Consider the following 17768-nt stretch of genomic DNA (forward strand, 5'->3'; position numbering starts at 1 on the left):
GTGACGAACTGGGGGGTTTCGCGCCACAGCCTGGTCCCGCCGATGCGGGAGAGCGCGCTGTGGGGGTGGCTGGGGCCGATCATCGTCGCGGTCTTCGGCGGCATCCTCCGCTTCACCGACCTCGGCCGGCCGCACGCGGTGGTGTTCGACGAGACGTACTACGCCAAGGACGCGTACGCGCTGCTCCTCTACGGGGCCGAGAGGGCCACGCTGGGCGACTCCGACGACCCCGTCGCCGACCGGCGCCTCGTCGCCGGCAACCTCGACATCTTCCGCCAGTGCGCCGACTACGACCAGTGCGCCTCCTACGTGGCGCACCCGCCGCTGGGCAAGTGGATGATCGGCGCGGGCGAGTGGCTGTTCGGGATGACCCCGTTCGGCTGGCGGTTCGCGGCGGCCGTGGTCGGCACGCTGTCCATCCTGGTCCTCGCCCGGGTGGCGCGGCGGATGACCCGTTCGACGCTGCTGGGCTGCTTCGCCGGGCTGCTGCTGGCGCTGGACGGGCTGCACTTCGTGCTGTCGCGCACCGCCCTGCTCGACATCTTCCTCATGTTCTGGGTGCTGGCCGCCTTCGCCTGCCTGGTCGTCGACCGCGACCGGGCCCGCGAGCGGCTGGTCGACTGGTACGAGACCTCACCGCTGTCCCCCCAGGGGCCGTGGCTCGGGGCGCGGCCGTGGCGGATCGCCGCCGGCGTCTGCCTCGGCGCGGCGTGCGCGGTCAAGTGGTCAGGCGTCTTCTTCCTGATCGCGTTCGCGGTCCTGAGCTTCGCGTGGGACCTGGGGGCCAGGCGCGCGATCGGGCTGCGCGAGCCGTACCGGGGGGCCATCGCGCACGACCTGCCGCCGGCCGCGGTCGCGTTCACCGCCCTGCCCGCGGTCCCGTACGTGCTGTCGTGGACCGGCTGGTTCGTCACCGACGCCGGCTGGGGGCGGGGCTGGGACCAGGCCACCTCGTCAGGGCCGATCTTCTTCGTCGTCGACTCGGTCCGGTCGTGGCTGAAGTACCACGTCCAGGTGCTCGGCTACCACAGCGGGCTGGACGACTACCACCCGTACATGTCGGAGCCGTGGACCTGGCCCGTGCTCTTCAGGCCCGTGTCGTTCCACTACCCGACCGGCCTGCCGTCCTCCGCGTGCGGGGCCGACGCCTGCTCGCAGGCCGTGATCGGGGTCGGCACCCCCGCCCTGTGGTACGGGTCCGCGCTCGCCCTGCTGGGCTGCCTCGTCTGGTACTTCTCCGGCCGCGACTGGCGGGCCGGGGCGGTGCTGCTGGCGTACGCGGCCGGCTGGCTGCCCTGGTTCTACTACGCGATCACGCAGAACCGGACCATGTACCTGTTCTACATGGTCCCCCTGGTGCCGTTCATGGCGCTGGCCGCCACCCTCATGGCCGGGCTGCTGCTCGGCAAGGCCGCCGCGCCTCCTCCGCGCCGGGCCGCCGGGGCGGCCGCCGTGGGCGCGTTCGCGCTGGTCGTCCTGATCAACTTTTGGTGGCTTCACCCGGTGCTGTCGGCGGAGACGGTGACGCAGTCGGAGTGGTGGGCTCGGATGCTGATGGGCTCGTGGGTGACCTCCGCTCCCAAGTGAGGCCGCGGCGCAGCGTGATGGCCGCGGCGATGCAGGCCAGCGGCACGGCGGGCAGCACGTAGCGGTAGTCGAACTCGGCCGTCGCGGCCGGCGCCAGCAGCAGCCCGAACGCGCCCAGCCAGGGCAGGATCACCGGCCCGCCGAGCGTGCGCCAGCGCACCGCGATCCCGTACAGGCCGATCAGCATGATGCCGCCCAGCATGATGCCCCGCAGGTAGAACACCTTCTGGTAGCCGCTCATGATCTCCGCCCAGGGGGAGACGATGCGCGTCTCCGGCGGCCCCTGCTCGTAGGCGAACGCGTCGGTGTCGGTGCGGCCCTGGTAGGACGGCCAGTTGGGCAGCCGCTTGGGGTTCCCGGTGCTGTCGAGCTCGTAGTACGGCTTGAACTCGTACATGTTGTAGGTCGCCGCGTCGGGGAAGCGCGGCCGGGCCCAGTGGAAGCTGCGCAGGAAGTCGCGGGCCACCACCCGCAGGTAGTCGCCCGGCTGGGAGGTGATGGCCCGCGTCGCGAACGCGCTCGCCGCCTCGTTGGTGATGTCGGTGAACTTCTTGCCGGTGCCCCAGCGGTGGAGCACCTCGCCGGTGCCCTCGCCGTCGCCGCTGCCCTGACCCCAGAGGTACCACTGCGCGTAGTCCTTGCGCTCGCCGACCGGGTCGTTGATGCAGAGCAGGACCAGCTCGACCTCCTTGTAGGGGTCGATGCTCATCTTCTCGCAGTCGGCGAAGATCGCGGTGCGCATGTAGAGGATGAGCCCGTCGCTGTTGGTCATCGCGAACTTGCCGTGAGCCGCGGCGAACCAGCCCATGTACGCGGCCACCGGGACGGCGCAGGTGGTCAGGACGGCCACGATCGTCTTCCACCCGGTGCGCCTGATGAGCAGGTAGATCAGCACGAGCGCGAGGATCGGCAGCCCGATCGAACGGGTCAGCCAGGTCAGGGCCAGCAGCAGGCCGACCACGGCGCCCACCCGCCACGACATCCGCCGGTGCCACAGCACCAGCGTGATCACGCCCACGACGAGCAGCGTGAACTGCGTGTCGGACATGATGAGCTGTTCGAGCTGGATCTGGTACGCGTCGAACAGCACCGGCGCGGCGGCCAGTGTCGCCCCCCACTTGGGCAGAGCGAACTTCCGGCGCAGCAGCGCGTAGATCAGCACCGCCGTGGCCAGCCCCATCAGGTGCTGGGTAAAGGTCACCAGGGCGAAGCTGTGGAAAGGCTTGAGCAGCCACAGCCAGAACCCGTACCCGTCGGGCCTGATCGGGTGGGGCCGCGGGTGCAGCGCCACCGACACGTACTCGTAGGAGTCGTTGAACCACATCGCGGGGCCGTAGCCGAGCATGGTGATGACCCGCAGCACCGCACCGGCGGCGAAAGCCGCGGCGAACACGCGATGACGGCGCGGCAGAGCCAGCACGCGCGCCATCCGACCTGGGGCGGAGTGGTCCACAGCCGTGCCCTCCGCGACGCTCACCATGCTCTAAAGAATGCCAGTCGTTTGACTGACATGCCGCGACCATTGCCGGGCACACGGCATGATGGTGTGCCTGTGAGTGCCTTAACTGAAGGGTTGAGACGTGGAACTGACGGTGGTCATGCCCTGCCTCAACGAGGCCGAGACCGTGGAAGTCTGTGTGCGCAAGGCCCTGGCCTGCATGGAGGAGCACGGCATCGAGGGTGAGGTGCTGATCGCCGACAACGGCAGCACCGACGGTTCACAACAGCTCGCCCGCGACGCCGGGGCCCGGGTGGTCCACGTCGACGAGAAGGGTTACGGCAACGCGCTGATGGGCGGCATCCGGGCCGCACGCGGCAAGTACGTGATCATGGGCGACGCCGACGACTCCTACGACTTCGGCTCCCTGATGCCGTTCGTGGAGCAGCTGCGCGACGGCGCCGACCTGGTGATGGGCAACCGGTTCAAGGGCGGCATCGCCCCGGGCGCCATGCCCCCGCTCCACCGTTACCTCGGCAACCCGGTGCTCTCGTTCGTCGGGCGGCTGTTCTTCCCGTCCAAGATCGCCGACTTCCACTGCGGGCTGCGCGGCTTCCGCCGCGACTCCATCCTCAACCTGGGGCTCCAGACCGGTGGCATGGAGTTCGCCAGCGAGATGGTCGTGCGCTCCACGCTGGCCGGCTACGACGTGCGCGAGGTGCCCACCACGCTCTCGCCCGACGGCCGCTCCCGCCCGCCCCACCTGCGCTCCTGGCGCGACGGCTGGCGACACCTGCGCTTCCTGCTCCTCTACAGCCCCAAGTGGTTGTTCTTCTATCCGGGCATCGCGCTGATGATGATCGGTCTGGTGGCCGGGACCGCGCTGACGTTCGGGCCGGTGCAGATCGGGAAGCTGGCGTTCGACGTCGACACCCTCGTCGGCGCGTCGGCCGCGGTGGTGATCGGCTTCCAGTCGGCGCTGTTCGCGCTGTTCACCAAGGTGTACGCGGCCGAGGAGGGGTTCCTGCCCGAGTCGCGCCGGGTGCGCAAGCTGATCGGCATGGTCACGCTGGAGCGCGGCCTGGTCGTGGGCGGCCTGCTCGCGCTGGCCGGGCTCGTCGGCCTGGTCATGTCGCTGGTCCACTGGCAGGTGCGCAGCTGGGGCGCGCTGGACCCGCGCGAGTCGCTGCGCATCGTGGTCCCGGCGGCCACCGCGCTCGTCATGAGCTTCCAGACGATCTTCGCGTCGCTGTTCGTCAGCATCCTGGGCATCCGCCGCACCCGCGAGACCCCGGTGGACGTGGCGGCCCGCGCCGCGGAGGAGGCCGCCGAGGCCCTCACGCGCGAGCAGACGTCCGCGCCCACCCACTAACGGTTCGAGACGTGCGGCGGCGGCCCGTAGGCTTGGACCTATGTCCCAGCACATTCTGACCGCCGTCGCGTGGCCGTACGCTAACGGCCCCCGCCACATCGGGCACGTCTCCGGGTTCGGCGTGCCTTCCGACATCTTCAGCCGCTACCAGCGGATGGCGGGCAACAAGGTGCTGATGGTCTCCGGCACCGACGAGCACGGCACTCCCATCCAGGTGCAGGCCGACAAGGAAGGCGTCACGGCCAGGGAGCTGGCCGACCGCTACAACCGGGTGATCGCCGAAGACCTGACCGGGCTGGGGCTCTCCTACGACCTGTTCACCCGTACGACCACGCGCAACCACTACGCCGTCACGCAGGAGATCTTCAAGGGTCTCCACGACAACGGTTACATCTTCCCCAAGACCACGATGGGCGCCATCTCCCCGTCGACCGGCCGCACCCTCCCCGACCGCTACATCGAGGGCACCTGCCCGCTGTGCGGCTACGACGGGGCGCGCGGCGACCAGTGCGACAACTGCGGCAACCAGCTCGACCCGATCCAGCTGATCAACCCGGTGAGCCGCATCAACGGCGAGACGCCGGTCTTCGTGGAGACCGAGCACTTCATGCTCGACCTGCCCGCCTTCGCCGAGGTGCTCGGCACCTACCTGCGCTCCAAGCAGGGCGAGTGGCGGCCCAACGTGCTCAAGTTCGCTCTCAACCTGCTGGGCGACCTGCAGCCGCGGGCCATCAGCCGCGACCTCGACTGGGGCGTGCCGATCCCGCTCGACGGCTGGAGCGACCAGGCCAACAAGCGGCTGTACGTGTGGTTCGACGCGGTGGTCGGCTACCTGTCGGCGTCCATCGAGTGGGCCAGGCGCTCCGGCGACCCCGACGCCTGGCGCCAGTGGTGGCAGAATCCCGACGCCCGCGGCTACTACTTCATGGGCAAGGACAACATCGTCTTCCACGCCGAGATCTGGCCGGCGATGCTGTTCGGCTACAACGGCCAGGGCGACAGGGGCGGCAGGCCGGGCTCGCTCGGCGCCCTCGACGTGCCCTCCGAGGTGGTCTCCAGCGAGTTCCTGACCATGGAGGGCCGGAAGTTCTCCTCCTCCCGGCAGGTCGTCATCTACGTGCGCGACTTCCTGGCCCGCTACGACGCCGACGCGCTGCGCTACTACATCGCCGTCGCCGGCCCCGAGAACCAGGACACCGACTTCACCTGGCAGGAGTTCGTCAACCGCAACAACGGCGAGCTGGTCGCCGCCTGGGGCAACCTGGTCAACCGGTCGATCTCCATGGCGGCGAAGAACTTCGGCGCGATCCCGGAGGCCGGCGACCTGACCGACGCCGACCGGGCGCTGCTGGAGCGCTCGCGCAACGCGTTCGGCCCGGTCGGCGCCGAGCTGGGCCGCTCCCGGTTCAAGAACGCCATCACCGAGGCGTTCGACGTGGTACGCGACGCCAACCGCTACCTCGCCGAGCAGGAGCCGTGGAAGCTCAAGGGCGACGCGGAGCGGCAGAAGTCCATCCTGCACGTCGCGCTCCAGGTGGTCGACGACGCCAAGACGATGCTGACGCCGTTCCTGCCCGGCTCGTCCGACAAGGTCTACGCGATGCTCGGCGGCGAGGGCGTCTGGTCCGGCATGCCGGAGATCCGCGAGGTCGACGAGGACGGCGGCGCCGCCTACCCGGTGATCACCGGCGACTACCACGGCGCGGCCCGCTGGGAGCACCGGCCGATCAAGCCCGGCACCCCGCTGGCGCCCCCCGTGCCACTGTTCAAGAAGCTCGACCCGAAGGTCGTCGACGAGGAACTGGCCCGGCTGGAAGGCTGATCCCGTGACCAAGCTCCCCGCACCGCCCGAGCCGCTCGCCTCGCCGGTCTTCGACAGCCACTGCCATCTCGACATCATGGTGGGCGACCGGCAGGCGTCCTCGGGCGACCCGGTGGCCCTGGCCGCGCAGGCGGCCTCGGCCAGTGTGAGCGGCATCCTCGACGACGCCCGCGCGGTGGGCGTCACCCGGCTGGTGACGATCGGCTACGACCTGCCGTCCTCGCGGTGGAACGCCGAGGTGGCCGCCGCCCACGCCGACGTCTACGCCGGTGTGGCGGTCCACCCGAACGAGTCGCACGCCGCGACCCCCGAGACGCTGGCCGAGATCGAGGAGCTGGCCGGGCGGCCGGAGGTGCGCGCGGTCGGCGAGACCGGGCTCGACTACTTCCGCGACTGGGCGTCCAGGGACGACCAGCACGCGAGCTTCCGCGCGCACATCGAGATCGCCAAGCGTACGGGCAAGGCCCTGGTCATCCACGACCGCGAGGCGCACGACGACGTGCTCAGGGTGCTGGCGGCCGAGGGGGCGCCGCCGGTGGTGGTGTTCCACAGTTTCTCCGGCGACGCCGAGATGGCCAAGAAATGCACCGACGCCGGATATTTCATGTCATTTTCTGGGCCGGTCACGTACAAGAAGAACAGCGCGCTGCGCGAGGCCGCCCGCGTGGCGCCCGCCGAGCTGATGCTCGTCGAGACCGACGCCCCCTACCTCCCGCCGGTGCCGCACCGCGGCAAGCCCAACGCCCCCTACCTCATCCCGATCACCCTGCGCTGCCTCGCGGAGGTCAAGGGCGTCCATCCGGACGAGCTGTGCACGGTCATCAACGCCAACGGAGTCACGGTTTTCGGCGAGTGGTGACCAGGTCCCGGTGAAGTGGACGACGGCGGCCCGGCCGCCGTCGTTACTGTCGGGCGCCTCAGGAGACGTGCCGGAGGTCACCCGTGCGTGGAAAGAGACGTGCCCCGCGCCCCCGCATCCCGTGGCGCTCGCCGTGGACCCCGCTGGCGTGCCTGGCCGGCGCTCTGGCCACGGGCGCCATCGCGGTCCTCGGCGGCCTGGCGAAGGACGTGGTGCTGATCGTCGACGGCGAGCGGCAGGAGGTGCGCAGCTTCGCCGCGTCCGTCCGCGAACTCCTCGCCGACCAGGGCGTCCCCCTGGACGCCGGCGACCTCGTACGGCCCGGCGAGCAGGCGCCGCTGGCCGACGGCGTGCGCATCGAGGTCCGCCGCGCCCGGCCCCTCACCCTGACCGTCGACGGCCACACCAGCCGCCGCGTGGTCACCGCCACCACCGTGCACGACGCGCTGGCCGAGCTGGACCTGGCCACTGTGGACGGCAGCCTGTCCACGCCCCGGTACGAGCCGGTGCCGCTGTCGGGCATGGAGCTGACCTTCTACACCCGGCGCAGGGTCGTCATCGTCGCCGAAGGGTCCCGCCGCGAGGTGAGCACCACCGGCAGGACCGTCAGGCAGGTGCTCAGGAGCGCCGGCGTGGACGTCGGGCCGGGCCGGCAGGTCAGCCCGCCGCCGCGGACCTTCCCGGAGGACGGCGCGGTCATCACCGTGCTGCCGCCCCGCACCCTCCCGGTCCAGCAGGCGGTCATGGGGCTCGACTGGGACGCGCTGGCCCGGTGCCTGTCCGGCGGCGACCCCGCCGCCTACAACCCCGGCGGGCCCTACTACGGCCTGTACCAGTTCAGCCTGCCGATGTGGCAGCTCGTCGGCGGCGCCGGGCTGCCGAACGCCTGGCCGGCGGAGGAGCAGACGTACCGGGCACAACTCCTCTACCAGCGGTTCGCCGGCCGGTGGGAAGGCCAGTGGCCGAGCTGCGGCGCCCACCTGTTCGGCTGACCTAGGTCCGGTCAGCCGAGCGAGGCGCCGAAGTCGGTCCCCTGGGACGGCCGCACCGGGCGCAGCCTGTCGGAGTTGCGCGCCGTGACCGTGACCGTCCCGCCCGGGGCCGCGTCCGGCAGGCCCGCGAACAGCTTGTTGCCGCCGAACGCCACCGACCAGCCGAACAGCCCGTCAGCGGGCGGGAACCGCCGCTCGTCCTTGCCGTCCTCGGCCCTGACCACGCGGACGCCGCCGCCGTACGGGGCGCCGATGGCCAGCCTGCCGTCGTCCGAGGCGGCCAGCGAGAACCCGAACGCCCCCGGGCCCTCCTGCCGCACCCGGGCCGTCGGGGCCGGCTTCGCGTCGTACAGCTGCACGTACCCGGCTCCCGGCACGCCCACCGCCGGCCCGGCGCCGTCCACCCAGGCCACCGCGTACCCGTACTTGTCGCCCGCCTTGTCCGTGGGCGAGTCCAGCTTCGTGCTGACGATCTCCGTGGCCAGCACGTCCTGGATGACCACCACCGAACCCGAGTCGACCTTGCCGGAATCCACCTGCCGGCCCTGGCCGTCGTCGTTCTCGTACGGCACGCCGACCACGACGCCGTTCCCCGGCCCCACAGCCAGGGAGTGGCCGAACTGGTCGCCGACCTCGCTGTTGCCCCGCACCTCCACCGTGCTCTGCGTGACCCGCCGCAGCCCGCCGCTGTCGCCCTTGCGCACGTGGATCGCCCCGGCGTCCGTCAGGTCGCCGTCGTCCTCGTACGGCGCGCCGATGACCACGAGGTCGCCGCGCGCCGCCACCGCCCAGCCCAGCCGGGCGCCCCGCTGCGGCTGCTCGGCCACCAGCCGTTCCTGCCTCGCCACGCCGCCCCCGTAGATCACGTACGCGGCCCCCGCGTCGGCGGCGCCGTCCACGTCCGTGTACGGCGCGCCCACGACCAGGTCGGCGCACGCGTCGGCGTCCACCTTCGCCAGCCGCACCGACCAGCCGAACGCGTCACCCTCCGCCAGCCCCTGCACGGTCACCGGGATCGCCTTGTCGCCGGAGATCACGTGCACGGCGCCCTTCCCGCCCGCCGCGAACGGATCGCCCGCGGCCACGTCGTCCACGCCGTCGCCGTCGAAGTCGCGCGGCCCGGCGCAGGCGGCGGCCGCGGCGTGCGGGGCTATCAGCGCGGTCGCGGCCAGCACCAGCGCCGACAGGATCGCCCGGATCTTCACAGGGCGACCTCGATCCGCTCGCCGTTCTTCATCGTCGCCAGCAGCGCCACCGGCTCGCGGTACGGCGGCAGGTCGAAGACGAACACCCCGTCGAGCCGGTCGCCCGGCGCGATGGCCGCGACGTCCGGCTCGCCGGTGAGCGCGTCGTGCCGGCTGCCCCGGTCGTCGCGCAGGCTCACCGCGGCGTCGCCGATCTCCTTGGGCCGGCCGCCGGGGTTCACCAGCACCCAGCGGACCAGGCACAGCTGGCCCTCGGCCTGCGTCCTGCCCTCGTACTCCCGCAGCCCGCACCGCGGCGCCTCCGGCACGATCAGCATCGGGTCGTCGAACGCCGGCCCGAGCGTGAACCGCCGGCCGACGCCGTTCGGCCGCGCCGGATCGGCGGTGGCGGCGGCGGGGGAACCGGTCGCGGCGGTGCGGGGCGCGGAGTCGCGGCCCGAGGTCACGATGAGCACGGCCCCGGTGACGGTGATCGCCACGAGCGCGGCGGCGGCGGCGATCAGCCACCGGGTGCCCCGCGGACGCTGGTAGGCCGGGTCGGTCGGCGGGTTGTCCGGGGGCGGGATGGTCGGTGTGGGTCGTTCCTGGAGGAAAGCGGGGGGCTGCCGGCGGGTCGGCTCGTCCCGCGCGGCCGGGTCCTCCCGCCTGGTCGGCTCCGTCACCGACCTCGGTTCGGCGGCGCGGTCCTGCTCGTGGCCGCGCGCGGGCCCGGCCCCGACGCCTGGTCCGGCCCCGACGCCTGGTCCGGCCGGGACGCCGGGTCCGGCTGCGAAGCCTTGTCCGGCCGGGACGCCTGGTCCGGGTCTGCTCGCCGGTTCGGGCCGGGGAGGGGCGTCCGGCGACGTGCCGGGGTCGGACGGTCGATCGGGCGCTGGGCCGCCCGGTAAGGAGCCGCCCGGCGAGGGGTCGTCCCGGGACGGCGCGGGGGACTCGTGCGAGGGGGGACCCTCCCGGCGGCGGGGCGGGATCGACCCCGCGCGCCCCTTCCCCGAAGGGTCCCGGTCCACCATCGTGTCACTGGGCGGCGGTGTGGTGAAGGTCGCCGTGATGTCCGGTTCGTCGAGGACGTTCCTGGGCGGCTCCCACTCCGCCATCAGGTCGGTCGCCACCAGGGTCGGCGGGTTCGCCGACGCGGCCGGGGCGGGCGCGCTCCCGCCGACCAGCGCGATGAGCAGTTCCTGGGCCGTGGGCCGCTGCTCCGGCTCCATCGCCGTCGCCCGCCGCGCCAGCTCGTCCAGCGGCGCCGGCAGCGCGCCCAGGTCGGGCCGGCTGTGCAGCACCCGGGTGGCGAGCGTGATCGGGTCGCCCCGGCCGAACGGGTGACGCCCGTTGCCCGCGTAGGCCACCAGGCACCCCCAGGCGAAGACGTCGGCCGCGGGAGAGACCGTCTGACCGCGTACCTGCTCGGGAGCCCACCACCCGGGGCTGCCCAGCAGCTCCCCGGACATGGTGAACCCCGTCTCCCTGTCGAGCGCCCTGGCGATGCCGAAGTCGATCACCCGCGGCCCCGACAGCGAGAGGATGACGTTGGCCGGCTTGAGGTCGCGGTGGACCAGCCCGGCCACGTGGATGGCCGCGAGGGCCGCCGCCACCCCCAGCGCCACGCCGTGCAGCGGCCCCGGGTCGAGCGCGCCGAAGCTGGAGATCTGGTCGGACAGCGGCGTGCCGGCGATGTACTCGGTGACCATGTAGGGCCGGCCGTCACCGGTGTTGCCGTTGTCGAGCACCTGCGCCGTACAGAAGGAGGCCACCCGCCGGGCGTTGTCCACCTCGGCGTGGAAGCGGGCCGCGAAGCCCTCCTGGTTGGCGAACTCGGCCCGCACCACCTTGACGGCGACGAACCGCCCCGTCGGCGCGCGGGCGAGGAAGACGGTCCCCATGCCGCCCTCGCCCAGCCGTCCGAGCAGCCGGTACGGTCCGATCTCCCGTAAGTCCGTCGGGCGAAGCGGGGCGGCGCCCGTTGGCTCCATGAGAGACGTCCCTTCCTGTTCCACTCATACTCCCCTCACCCGCCCCCACGCGCCATCGCAGGGTCCTCGATGCGCGACACTTATAGGATGATGAGGCTTCTGGGCCCAGCAGAAATACGTATTTTGGCGAACAAGCTAGATCTGCGCCCCACGAAAAAGCTAGGCCAGAACTTCGTGATCGACGCCGGCACCGTCCGCCGCATCGTCCGCGTGGCCGAGGTGACCTCCGACGACGTGGTCATCGAAGTGGGCCCCGGCCTCGGCTCCCTCACGCTCGCGCTGCTGCCGGAGGCGCGCCACGTGGTGGCCGTCGAGATCGACCCGGTGCTGGCGGCCCAGCTGCCGCTGACGGTGGCCGAACGGGGCCTCTCGGACAGGCTCACGGTGATCCACGCCGACGCCATGAAGGTCACGCCCGACGACCTCACCGGCCGCGCCCCCACCGCGCTGGTGGCCAACCTGCCCTACAACGTGGCGGTTCCGGTGGTGCTCCACCTGCTGGAGGCGCTGCCGTCGCTGCGCAAGGGCCTCGTCATGGTGCAGGCAGAGGTGGCCGACCGGCTCGCCGCCGCGCCGGGCTCCAAGGTGTACGGGATCCCGTCGGTCAAGGCCGCCTGGTACGCCGACGTCCGCAGGGCCGGGCCGGTCGGGCGCTCGGTCTTCTGGCCCGCGCCGAACGTCGACTCCGGCCTGGTCTCCCTGGTGCGCCGCGACCCGCCGCCGACGACCGCCCCGCGCGAGGAGGTCTTCGCGGTGGTGGACGCCGCCTTCGCGCAGCGCCGCAAGACCCTCCGCGCCGCCCTGGCGGGCTGGGCGGGCAGCCCGGCGGCGGCGGAAGGGGCGTTGCGGGCGGCGGGGGTGGACCCTTCGGTACGGGGCGAGCAACTGGACATCCACGCCTTCGCCCGCATCGCCGAACACAAGCCCTGATCGGTGTTGCAGGGGAGTCACTCAGGGGAGGTTGAACTCGCCCTTGGACACCCCGTCCAGGAAAGCCCGCCATTCGTCCGGCCTGAAGGCCAGGACGGGTCCCTTGCCCTGGTCCTTGGTGTCCCGGAGGAGGACGCTGTCATCGGGTCGCCGCATCACCTCGACACAGCTTCCGCCGTTCCCTCCGGATGCCTTGGCCTTGGTCCACACACCCACGGCCAGACCATCTGCGTCAGCCATAACTCAACATCACCTCGCGAATCGTTTCCCGGCTCTTGTCCACGGGGTTCGCCATGCTGGAGAGGGCTTCCCACCGCACCATAAGCGTTTGTACTGTTGTCACGCGATTCGTCACCCTTCCCTCCTCCGCGCTCTCCAGATAGGCGTGATCGGGTCCTCCTTCCTGGAGCGTGGCCACTTCGAAGGCGCCGAGGCAGCCAATCGTGAGCCCCGCTGAGAGAGGCACGATCCTTACCGTGATGTACGGAGGATGGAGCACATCGAGAATCCTGCCCAACTGCTCTCGCATCACCTCACTCCCGCCTACGGGGCGATGAAGGACGCTCTCGTCGATCAAGGCCGAGTACAGGGGAGGGCGGGGGTGCGCGAAGACAGCCTGCCTGTGCAAGCGGAAGCGGATGGCCTTCTCGGCTTCCTCCTCGACGGCCCCTGGTTCTCCGAGGAACACCTGTCTGGCGTAGCTCTCCGTCTGGAGCAGGCCAGGGATAAGCAGCGGCTCCCAAATCCGGATGGTGTGCGCCAGAGCTTCGACCTTGGGCCATTCCCGGAACCATTTCGGCCCCATCATGTTGCCGTGTATCGCCGGCACCAGTCGCATGAGCTGTCCGTCGAGCCCCAGTGCCTTCTCTATCTCGCGGGTGTAGTGCTCGGTCGGCTTGCGCATGAGACGTTCGACGTGCCCCACCGCGCTCTCGCTGTAGGCCACCTTGTCCGCGAGGCGCTCCTGGCTCAGCCCTTGTTCCATCCGGTATTGGCGCTGCAACCTGGCGAACTCCTTCCACGCCTCTCTGTCTTGCGCCATATCGCGTCCTTTCGCAAGGGATGGTCACTTATCGGAGTTGCCTACTCACTGTAAGGAACGGTACGGCCGATCAGGGCGGCGCGCCACAGGAATGGATTCCATGCTGGGAGGCGATTCAAGCCGTCCCCGGGACGTGGACGCAGCCGGGTGCGTACAGCTCCGAGCGAAAGGTGTACGCCCGAGATTCCGAGGTGACCATGCGAGTGACCGTGCAAGAGCTGCCGTACTCGGGCGTCAAGGTCTGGACGCGGAGGGAGATCCCCTCGCTGGACCGGCTCCCCAGGCTGGCCCGGGAGGAACTCCAGGAGTGGATGGGGCCGGCGCATCCTGCTCTGGACGATCTGACCCTGATCGCCTCCGAGCTGGTGACCAATGCCGTCGTCCATGTCCCCGCCGCCCTGTGGGTGCGGCTGAGTCTGGAACTCACCGTGAAGGGCGCACGACGCTACTGGCGTCTGGCGGTCACCGATCCGGGCGGCGCTCCCACCATCCCCATGCCGCGCACTCCAGAGCTTCACGAGCAGTCCGGGAGGGGCCTATGGGTGGTGGACTCCCTCGTTCACGGATGTTGGGGGACGGAACTGACCAGCGCGGGGGAGCGGGTTGTGTGGGCGGTCATGCCCGCTGGCTGTGGATAACCTTCGTTTTCCCCAGAACCCGGTTCGGCGCGTTGGCGGGCATGCCGTGCGGATGATCCTGGCCTCCCCGATCACGAGGAGGCCGACCATGAAGTCACGGATTCGCCTGATGGGGCTCGCGCTCGCCGGTGGGCTCGTCTCCGTGCCCGTCCCCGCGCATGCCGCCGTTCCCTGTCCCACACCAGGCAGCGGTTTCTTCGACCCCACATTCCTGTGCCGGCTCCTCAGGGAGGCCGAGCCGCCCGAGGCCGCCGAGGTGACCGGCCGGCTCGAGGCGGGCCGGCTGCCGGTGCCGGGGAGTCGTCCTGACGTGGGCGGCGTCGAGGCCGCTCCTGCCGCCGAGCCGAGTGGTGCCTCCAGATCGAGACGCCGCACCAGGGGCGGGATCGCGGCGGCCGCCGCTCTGGCGCGGATCGGCACCCCGTTCTCCTGGGGCGGCGGCTCTCGCTCGGGTCCCACCCGGGGCGTCGGCAGGGGAGCCGGCACTGTCGGCTTCGACTGCAGCGGCCTGACCCTCTACGCGTGGGGGCGGGCGGGGGTCCGGCTCGGCCACTACACCGGCACCCAGTTCCGGCAGGGCCGCCGCGTCCCCCTGTCCGGCCTCCGTACGGGCGACCTGGTCTTCTTCGGCGGCGGCGCCGGTGACCCCACTCACGTCGGCCTCTACCTGCGGGCCGGCCTCATGGTCCACGCGCCCAAGACGGGCGACGTGGTCAAGGTCGCGCGGTTTCTCCGCTCGCCCTACTTCCGCTCGGTCTACCGCGGCGCGGTCCGCCCGGGGTGACGCCGGGGTGCGTCCCGGTGGAGAGGGCGGTCCGCTCTCCACCGGGTACGTCCCGCGCGTCGACCGCCGTCAGTAGCACAGCCGCCAGTCGACGTCGCCGTCCCCGTTCTCGTCGATCTTCTCCAGCCCAGGCACCGCCGGACGAACCAGGACGTCAGGCCGGACGTTTCATCGGACGCGGCCCTCGCCGTCGTGCGGGAACCGGCGGGAGCGGGGCCGATACGATGGAGTGTCCTCGACCCCCGCAGTGACGGAAGTGGCAGAAGATCGATGAGCTCGGTGACCGTACGGGTGCCCGCGAAGGTGAACGTGCAGCTGTCCGTCGGCCCGCTCAGAGCCGACGGCTTCCATGACCTCGTCAACGTCTTCCACGCCGTGTCGATCTTCGATGAGGTGGTGGCCAGGGAGTCCCGCTCGATCACGGTCTCGGTGACCGGCGGGTGGGCCGCCGAGGTGCCGCTGCACGACGGCAACCTGGCGGTCAGGGCGGCTCGCGCGCTGGCCGCGCGGGCGGGCTGCGACCAGGGCGCCGAGCTGGTCATCCACAAGACGATCCCGGTGGCGGGCGGCATGGCGGGCGGCAGCGCCGACGCGGCGGCGGCCCTGGTGGCGTGCGATGAGCTGTGGGGGCTCGGGCTGTCCCGCGAGGAGCTGATGGAGATCGGCGCCGAGCTGGGCAGCGACGTCCCGTTCTCCCTCATGGGCGGCACCGCGCTCGGCACGGGTCGCGGTGAGAGGCTCTCCCCGCTGCCCGTCGGCGGCCCCTTCCACTGGGTGTTCGCGATCGCCGACGCCGGGCTCAGCACCGCCCACGTCTACAAGGAGTGCGACCGCCTGCGGGAGGGCTCGCCCGTCCCCGAGCCGCGAGCCGATCCGGCGCTCCTGGCGGCGCTGCGCGACGGCGACGCCGCCGAGCTGGGCCGCCGCCTCGTCAATGACCTGGAGCCGGCCGCGCTCGCCCTCCATCCGCCGCTGGCCGGCACCCTCCGCGCCGGTCGCGACGCGGGAGCCCTCGGCGCGATCGTCTCCGGCTCCGGCGCGACCTGCGCCTTCCTGGCCGGGGACCCGGCGCACGCCGCCGAGCTGGCCGGGGTGCTCACCACGACGCCCGGCACCCGCGCCGCCGTCGTCGCCGAAGGCCCCGCACCCGGCGCCACGCTCGTCTGAGCCGAACAGGTCCGGCGTCATGTCCGTATGCGTCGAACGCGCCTGGCGGCACGCTCATCTGCCCCGGTCCCATGTGCGGTCCGGCGTTCTGGTCGGAGCCGGGGCTTCGTTCGCGCCGGGCGTCACGCTCGTTCCGAGCCGATACCCTGGGAATGCGATGAATCTGGTCAACCTCGAGTCGGTCTCCCATGCCTACGGGCCCAAGCCGCTGCTCTCCGACGTCTCCCTCGGCATCGAGGACGGCGAGCGCATCGGCGTGGTGGGCCGCAACGGCGGCGGCAAGACCACCCTGCTCGGCGTGATCGCGGGCGACGTCACCCCCGACAGCGGCCGCGTCACCCACACCCGCGGCCTGCGCGTCGGCTTCCTCTCCCAGCAGGATCTGCTCGACCCCGGCCTGACCGTGCGCGCCCTCGTCCTCGGCGACATGGCCGAGCACGAATGGGCCGGCGACCAGCGCGTCCGTGAGATCCTCGGCAACCTGATCGGCGACCTCGACCTCGACGCCAAGGCGGGCGACCTGTCCGGCGGCGAGCGCAGGCGCACCGCGCTCGCCCGGCTGCTCATCGGCGACCACGACCTGATCATGCTCGACGAGCCGACGAACCACCTCGACATCGAGGCCATCGCCTGGCTGGCCGGTCATCTGTCCGGCCGCAAGAGCGCGCTGGCCGTGGTGACCCACGACCGCTGGTTCCTCGACGCCGTCTCCACCCGCACGTGGGAGGTCGTCGACGGCCGCGTCGAGCGCTACGAGGGCGGTTACGCCGCCTACGTGCTGGCCAAGGCCGAGCGGGCGCGCATCGCCCAGGCCGCCGAGGAACGCCGCCAGAACCTCATGCGCAAGGAGATCGCCTGGCTGCGCCGCGGCCCGCCCGCCCGCACCTCCAAGCCCAAGTTCCGGGTGGAGGCGGCGCAGGCGCTGATCGCCGACGAGCCGCCGGCGCGCGAGACCGTCGAGCTGCTGAAGTTCGCCGCCGCCAGGCTCGGCAAGACCGTCTACGACCTGGAGGACGTCACCCTCCACGCGGGCGGCCCCGGCGCCGGTCCGAAGGTGCTCGACCACTGCACGTGGCAGTTCGGCCCCGGAGACCGGGTCGGGCTCATCGGCGTCAACGGCTCCGGCAAGTCGTCGGTGCTCCGCCTGCTCGCCGGCACCGTCGCCCCCGACTCCGGCCGGGTCGTCGAGGGCCGGACGGTCCGCCTGGCCCACCTGTCGCAGGAGCTGGCCGAGCTCGACCCGTCCCGGCGCGTGCTGGAGACGGTCGAGGAGATTCGCAAGTACGTCCAGGTCGGCAAGAGGGAGTGGACCGCCTCCCAGCTGCTGGAGCGCCTCGGCTTCAAGGGCGAGGCGCAGTGGAAGGTGATCGGCGACCTGTCGGGCGGCGAGCGGCGGCGGCTGCAGCTGCTCAGGCTGCTCATGGACGACCCCAACGTGCTGCTGCTCGACGAGCCCACCAACGACCTCGACATCGAGACGCTGAACGAGCTCGAAGACCTGCTCGACGGCTGGCCCGGCACGCTGATCCTGGTCTCCCACGACCGCTACTTCCTGGAGCGGGTGACCGACCGGTGCGTGGCCCTGCTGGGCGACGGCAAGCTGGCGCTCCTGCCGGGCGGCGTGGACGAATACCTGGAGCGCCGCGCCGCCGGCACCGCCCTGACGGCGCGCGTCGCCGAGCGTCCCGCCGACCGGCCGGCGCCGTCCGCGCCCGCCGCCCCGCAGGGCTTGTCGGCCAAGGAGGAGCGGGAGCTGCGCAAGGAGCTCAACCGCCTGGAGCGGCAGCTCGACAAGCTGGCCGATCAGGAGGCGGGGCTGCACGCCGAGATGGCGGGCGCGGCCGGCGACTACGAGAAGCTCGGCGGCCTCGACGCGCGGCTCCGCGACCTCCTGGCCCAGAAGGAGACCGTCGAGACCGCATGGCTGGAGCTCGCCGACCGCCTCGGTGACTAGGGCCGGCC

General features: G+C 71.8%; 15 protein-coding genes. 10 read left to right on the forward strand and 5 right to left on the reverse strand.

Features of this window, described 5'->3' with window-relative positions:
• The gene (locus ACQEUU_RS30125; RefSeq protein ID WP_433072469.1) at positions 1 to 1587 is read left to right on the forward strand and encodes a dolichyl-phosphate-mannose--protein mannosyltransferase; all 1587 of its coding nucleotides are present in this window, start codon (positions 1 to 3) and stop codon (positions 1585 to 1587) included.
• On the opposite strand, the gene ACQEUU_RS30130 is transcribed toward ACQEUU_RS30125, so the two are convergent.
• Positions 1481 to 3067, reverse strand: a complete 1587-nt coding sequence (locus ACQEUU_RS30130) for a hypothetical protein (protein ID WP_433072470.1) — start codon at positions 3065 to 3067, stop codon at positions 1481 to 1483. The two genes, ACQEUU_RS30125 and ACQEUU_RS30130, sit on opposite strands and share 107 nt — an antisense overlap.
• Before the next feature lie 100 nt (positions 3068 to 3167).
• Between ACQEUU_RS30130 and ACQEUU_RS30135 the strand changes: the two genes are divergently transcribed.
• The 4 genes from ACQEUU_RS30135 to ACQEUU_RS30150 all read left to right on the forward strand — a co-directional run bounded on the left by ACQEUU_RS30135 (position 3168) and on the right by ACQEUU_RS30150 (position 8070).
• A complete protein-coding gene (locus ACQEUU_RS30135; protein WP_433072471.1) occupies positions 3168 to 4397 on the forward strand; it encodes a glycosyltransferase family 2 protein in 1230 nt (409 codons plus the stop codon).
• Positions 4398 to 4437: 40 nt separating this feature from the next.
• Positions 4438 to 6219: a methionine--tRNA ligase gene (metG, locus tag ACQEUU_RS30140; RefSeq protein ID WP_433072472.1), complete on the forward strand. Its 1782-nt coding sequence runs from the start codon at positions 4438 to 4440 to the stop codon at positions 6217 to 6219.
• 4 nt (positions 6220 to 6223) lie between these two features.
• The gene (locus ACQEUU_RS30145) at positions 6224 to 7078 is read left to right on the forward strand and encodes a TatD family hydrolase (RefSeq protein ID WP_433072473.1); all 855 of its coding nucleotides are present in this window, start codon (positions 6224 to 6226) and stop codon (positions 7076 to 7078) included.
• A gap of 83 nt (positions 7079 to 7161) precedes the next feature.
• Entirely contained in the window at positions 7162 to 8070 is a 909-nt protein-coding gene (locus tag ACQEUU_RS30150) for a ubiquitin-like domain-containing protein (protein WP_433072474.1), read from the forward strand.
• Between the two features lie 11 nt (positions 8071 to 8081).
• Here ACQEUU_RS30150 and ACQEUU_RS30155 read toward each other — a convergent pair whose 3' ends face one another.
• Together ACQEUU_RS30155 and ACQEUU_RS30160 are read right to left on the reverse strand one after the other, a co-directional pair.
• Complete coding sequence (locus ACQEUU_RS30155) at positions 8082 to 9275, reverse strand: hypothetical protein (protein ID WP_433072475.1); 1194 nt, start codon at positions 9273 to 9275, stop codon at positions 8082 to 8084.
• Positions 9272 to 11245, reverse strand: a complete 1974-nt coding sequence (locus tag ACQEUU_RS30160; RefSeq protein ID WP_433072476.1) for a protein kinase domain-containing protein — start codon at positions 11243 to 11245, stop codon at positions 9272 to 9274. Before ACQEUU_RS30160 ends, ACQEUU_RS30155 begins: the two co-directional genes overlap by 4 nt.
• A gap of 90 nt (positions 11246 to 11335) precedes the next feature.
• On the opposite strand from ACQEUU_RS30160, the gene rsmA reads away from it, so the two are divergent.
• Complete coding sequence (rsmA, locus tag ACQEUU_RS30165) at positions 11336 to 12175, forward strand: 16S rRNA (adenine(1518)-N(6)/adenine(1519)-N(6))-dimethyltransferase RsmA (RefSeq protein WP_433074407.1); 840 nt, start codon at positions 11336 to 11338, stop codon at positions 12173 to 12175.
• Positions 12176 to 12196: 21 nt separating this feature from the next.
• On the opposite strand, the gene ACQEUU_RS30170 is transcribed toward rsmA, so the two are convergent.
• Positions 12197 to 12415, reverse strand: coding sequence for a DUF397 domain-containing protein (locus ACQEUU_RS30170; protein ID WP_433072477.1), 219 nt, complete (start codon positions 12413 to 12415; stop codon positions 12197 to 12199).
• On the reverse strand, positions 12408 to 13217 hold the full coding sequence (locus tag ACQEUU_RS30175; RefSeq protein WP_433072478.1) for a helix-turn-helix domain-containing protein: 810 nt from the start codon (positions 13215 to 13217) through the stop codon (positions 12408 to 12410). Before ACQEUU_RS30175 ends, ACQEUU_RS30170 begins: the two co-directional genes overlap by 8 nt.
• A 203-nt stretch (positions 13218 to 13420) precedes the next feature.
• Between ACQEUU_RS30175 and ACQEUU_RS30180 the strand changes: the two genes are divergently transcribed.
• From ACQEUU_RS30180 to ACQEUU_RS30195, 4 genes are all read left to right on the forward strand, one after another.
• On the forward strand, positions 13421 to 13855 hold the full coding sequence (locus ACQEUU_RS30180; protein ID WP_433072479.1) for an ATP-binding protein: 435 nt from the start codon (positions 13421 to 13423) through the stop codon (positions 13853 to 13855).
• Positions 13856 to 13943: 88 nt separating this feature from the next.
• On the forward strand, positions 13944 to 14639 hold the full coding sequence (locus ACQEUU_RS30185) for an NlpC/P60 family protein (protein WP_433072480.1): 696 nt from the start codon (positions 13944 to 13946) through the stop codon (positions 14637 to 14639).
• 270 nt (positions 14640 to 14909) lie between these two features.
• Positions 14910 to 15806 carry a 4-(cytidine 5'-diphospho)-2-C-methyl-D-erythritol kinase gene (locus ACQEUU_RS30190; RefSeq protein WP_433072481.1) on the forward strand — a complete coding sequence of 299 codons (897 nt, stop codon included), beginning with the start codon at positions 14910 to 14912 and terminating at the stop codon, positions 15804 to 15806.
• Between the two features lie 157 nt (positions 15807 to 15963).
• Entirely contained in the window at positions 15964 to 17760 is a 1797-nt protein-coding gene (locus ACQEUU_RS30195) for an ABC-F family ATP-binding cassette domain-containing protein (RefSeq protein ID WP_433072482.1), read from the forward strand.
• The last annotated feature ends 8 nt before the right edge of the window (positions 17761 to 17768 follow it).

Origin of the sequence: Nonomuraea sp. CA-218870 (assembly GCF_050936535.1) — a bacterium.
Classification (GTDB): domain Bacteria; phylum Actinomycetota; class Actinomycetes; order Streptosporangiales; family Streptosporangiaceae; genus Nonomuraea; species Nonomuraea corallina.

Bases quoted from the DNA above. Each gene is read 5' to 3' on its own strand.
- ACQEUU_RS30185 (WP_433072480.1), top strand. From the start codon at position 13,944: ATGAAGTCACGGATTCGCCTGATGGGGCTCGCGCTCGCCGGTGGGCTC.
- rsmA (WP_433074407.1), top strand. From the start codon at position 11,336: ATGAGGCTTCTGGGCCCAGCAGAAATACGTATTTTGGCGAACAAGCTA.
- ACQEUU_RS30195 (WP_433072482.1), top strand. From the start codon at position 15,964: ATGAATCTGGTCAACCTCGAGTCGGTCTCCCATGCCTACGGGCCCAAG.
- ACQEUU_RS30160 (WP_433072476.1), bottom strand. From the start codon at position 11,245: ATGGAGCCAACGGGCGCCGCCCCGCTTCGCCCGACGGACTTACGGGAG.
- ACQEUU_RS30170 (WP_433072477.1), bottom strand. From the start codon at position 12,415: ATGGCTGACGCAGATGGTCTGGCCGTGGGTGTGTGGACCAAGGCCAAG.
- ACQEUU_RS30130 (WP_433072470.1), bottom strand. From the start codon at position 3,067: ATGGTGAGCGTCGCGGAGGGCACGGCTGTGGACCACTCCGCCCCAGGT.
- ACQEUU_RS30175 (WP_433072478.1), bottom strand. From the start codon at position 13,217: ATGGCGCAAGACAGAGAGGCGTGGAAGGAGTTCGCCAGGTTGCAGCGC.
- metG (WP_433072472.1), top strand. From the start codon at position 4,438: ATGTCCCAGCACATTCTGACCGCCGTCGCGTGGCCGTACGCTAACGGC.
- ACQEUU_RS30190 (WP_433072481.1), top strand. From the start codon at position 14,910: ATGAGCTCGGTGACCGTACGGGTGCCCGCGAAGGTGAACGTGCAGCTG.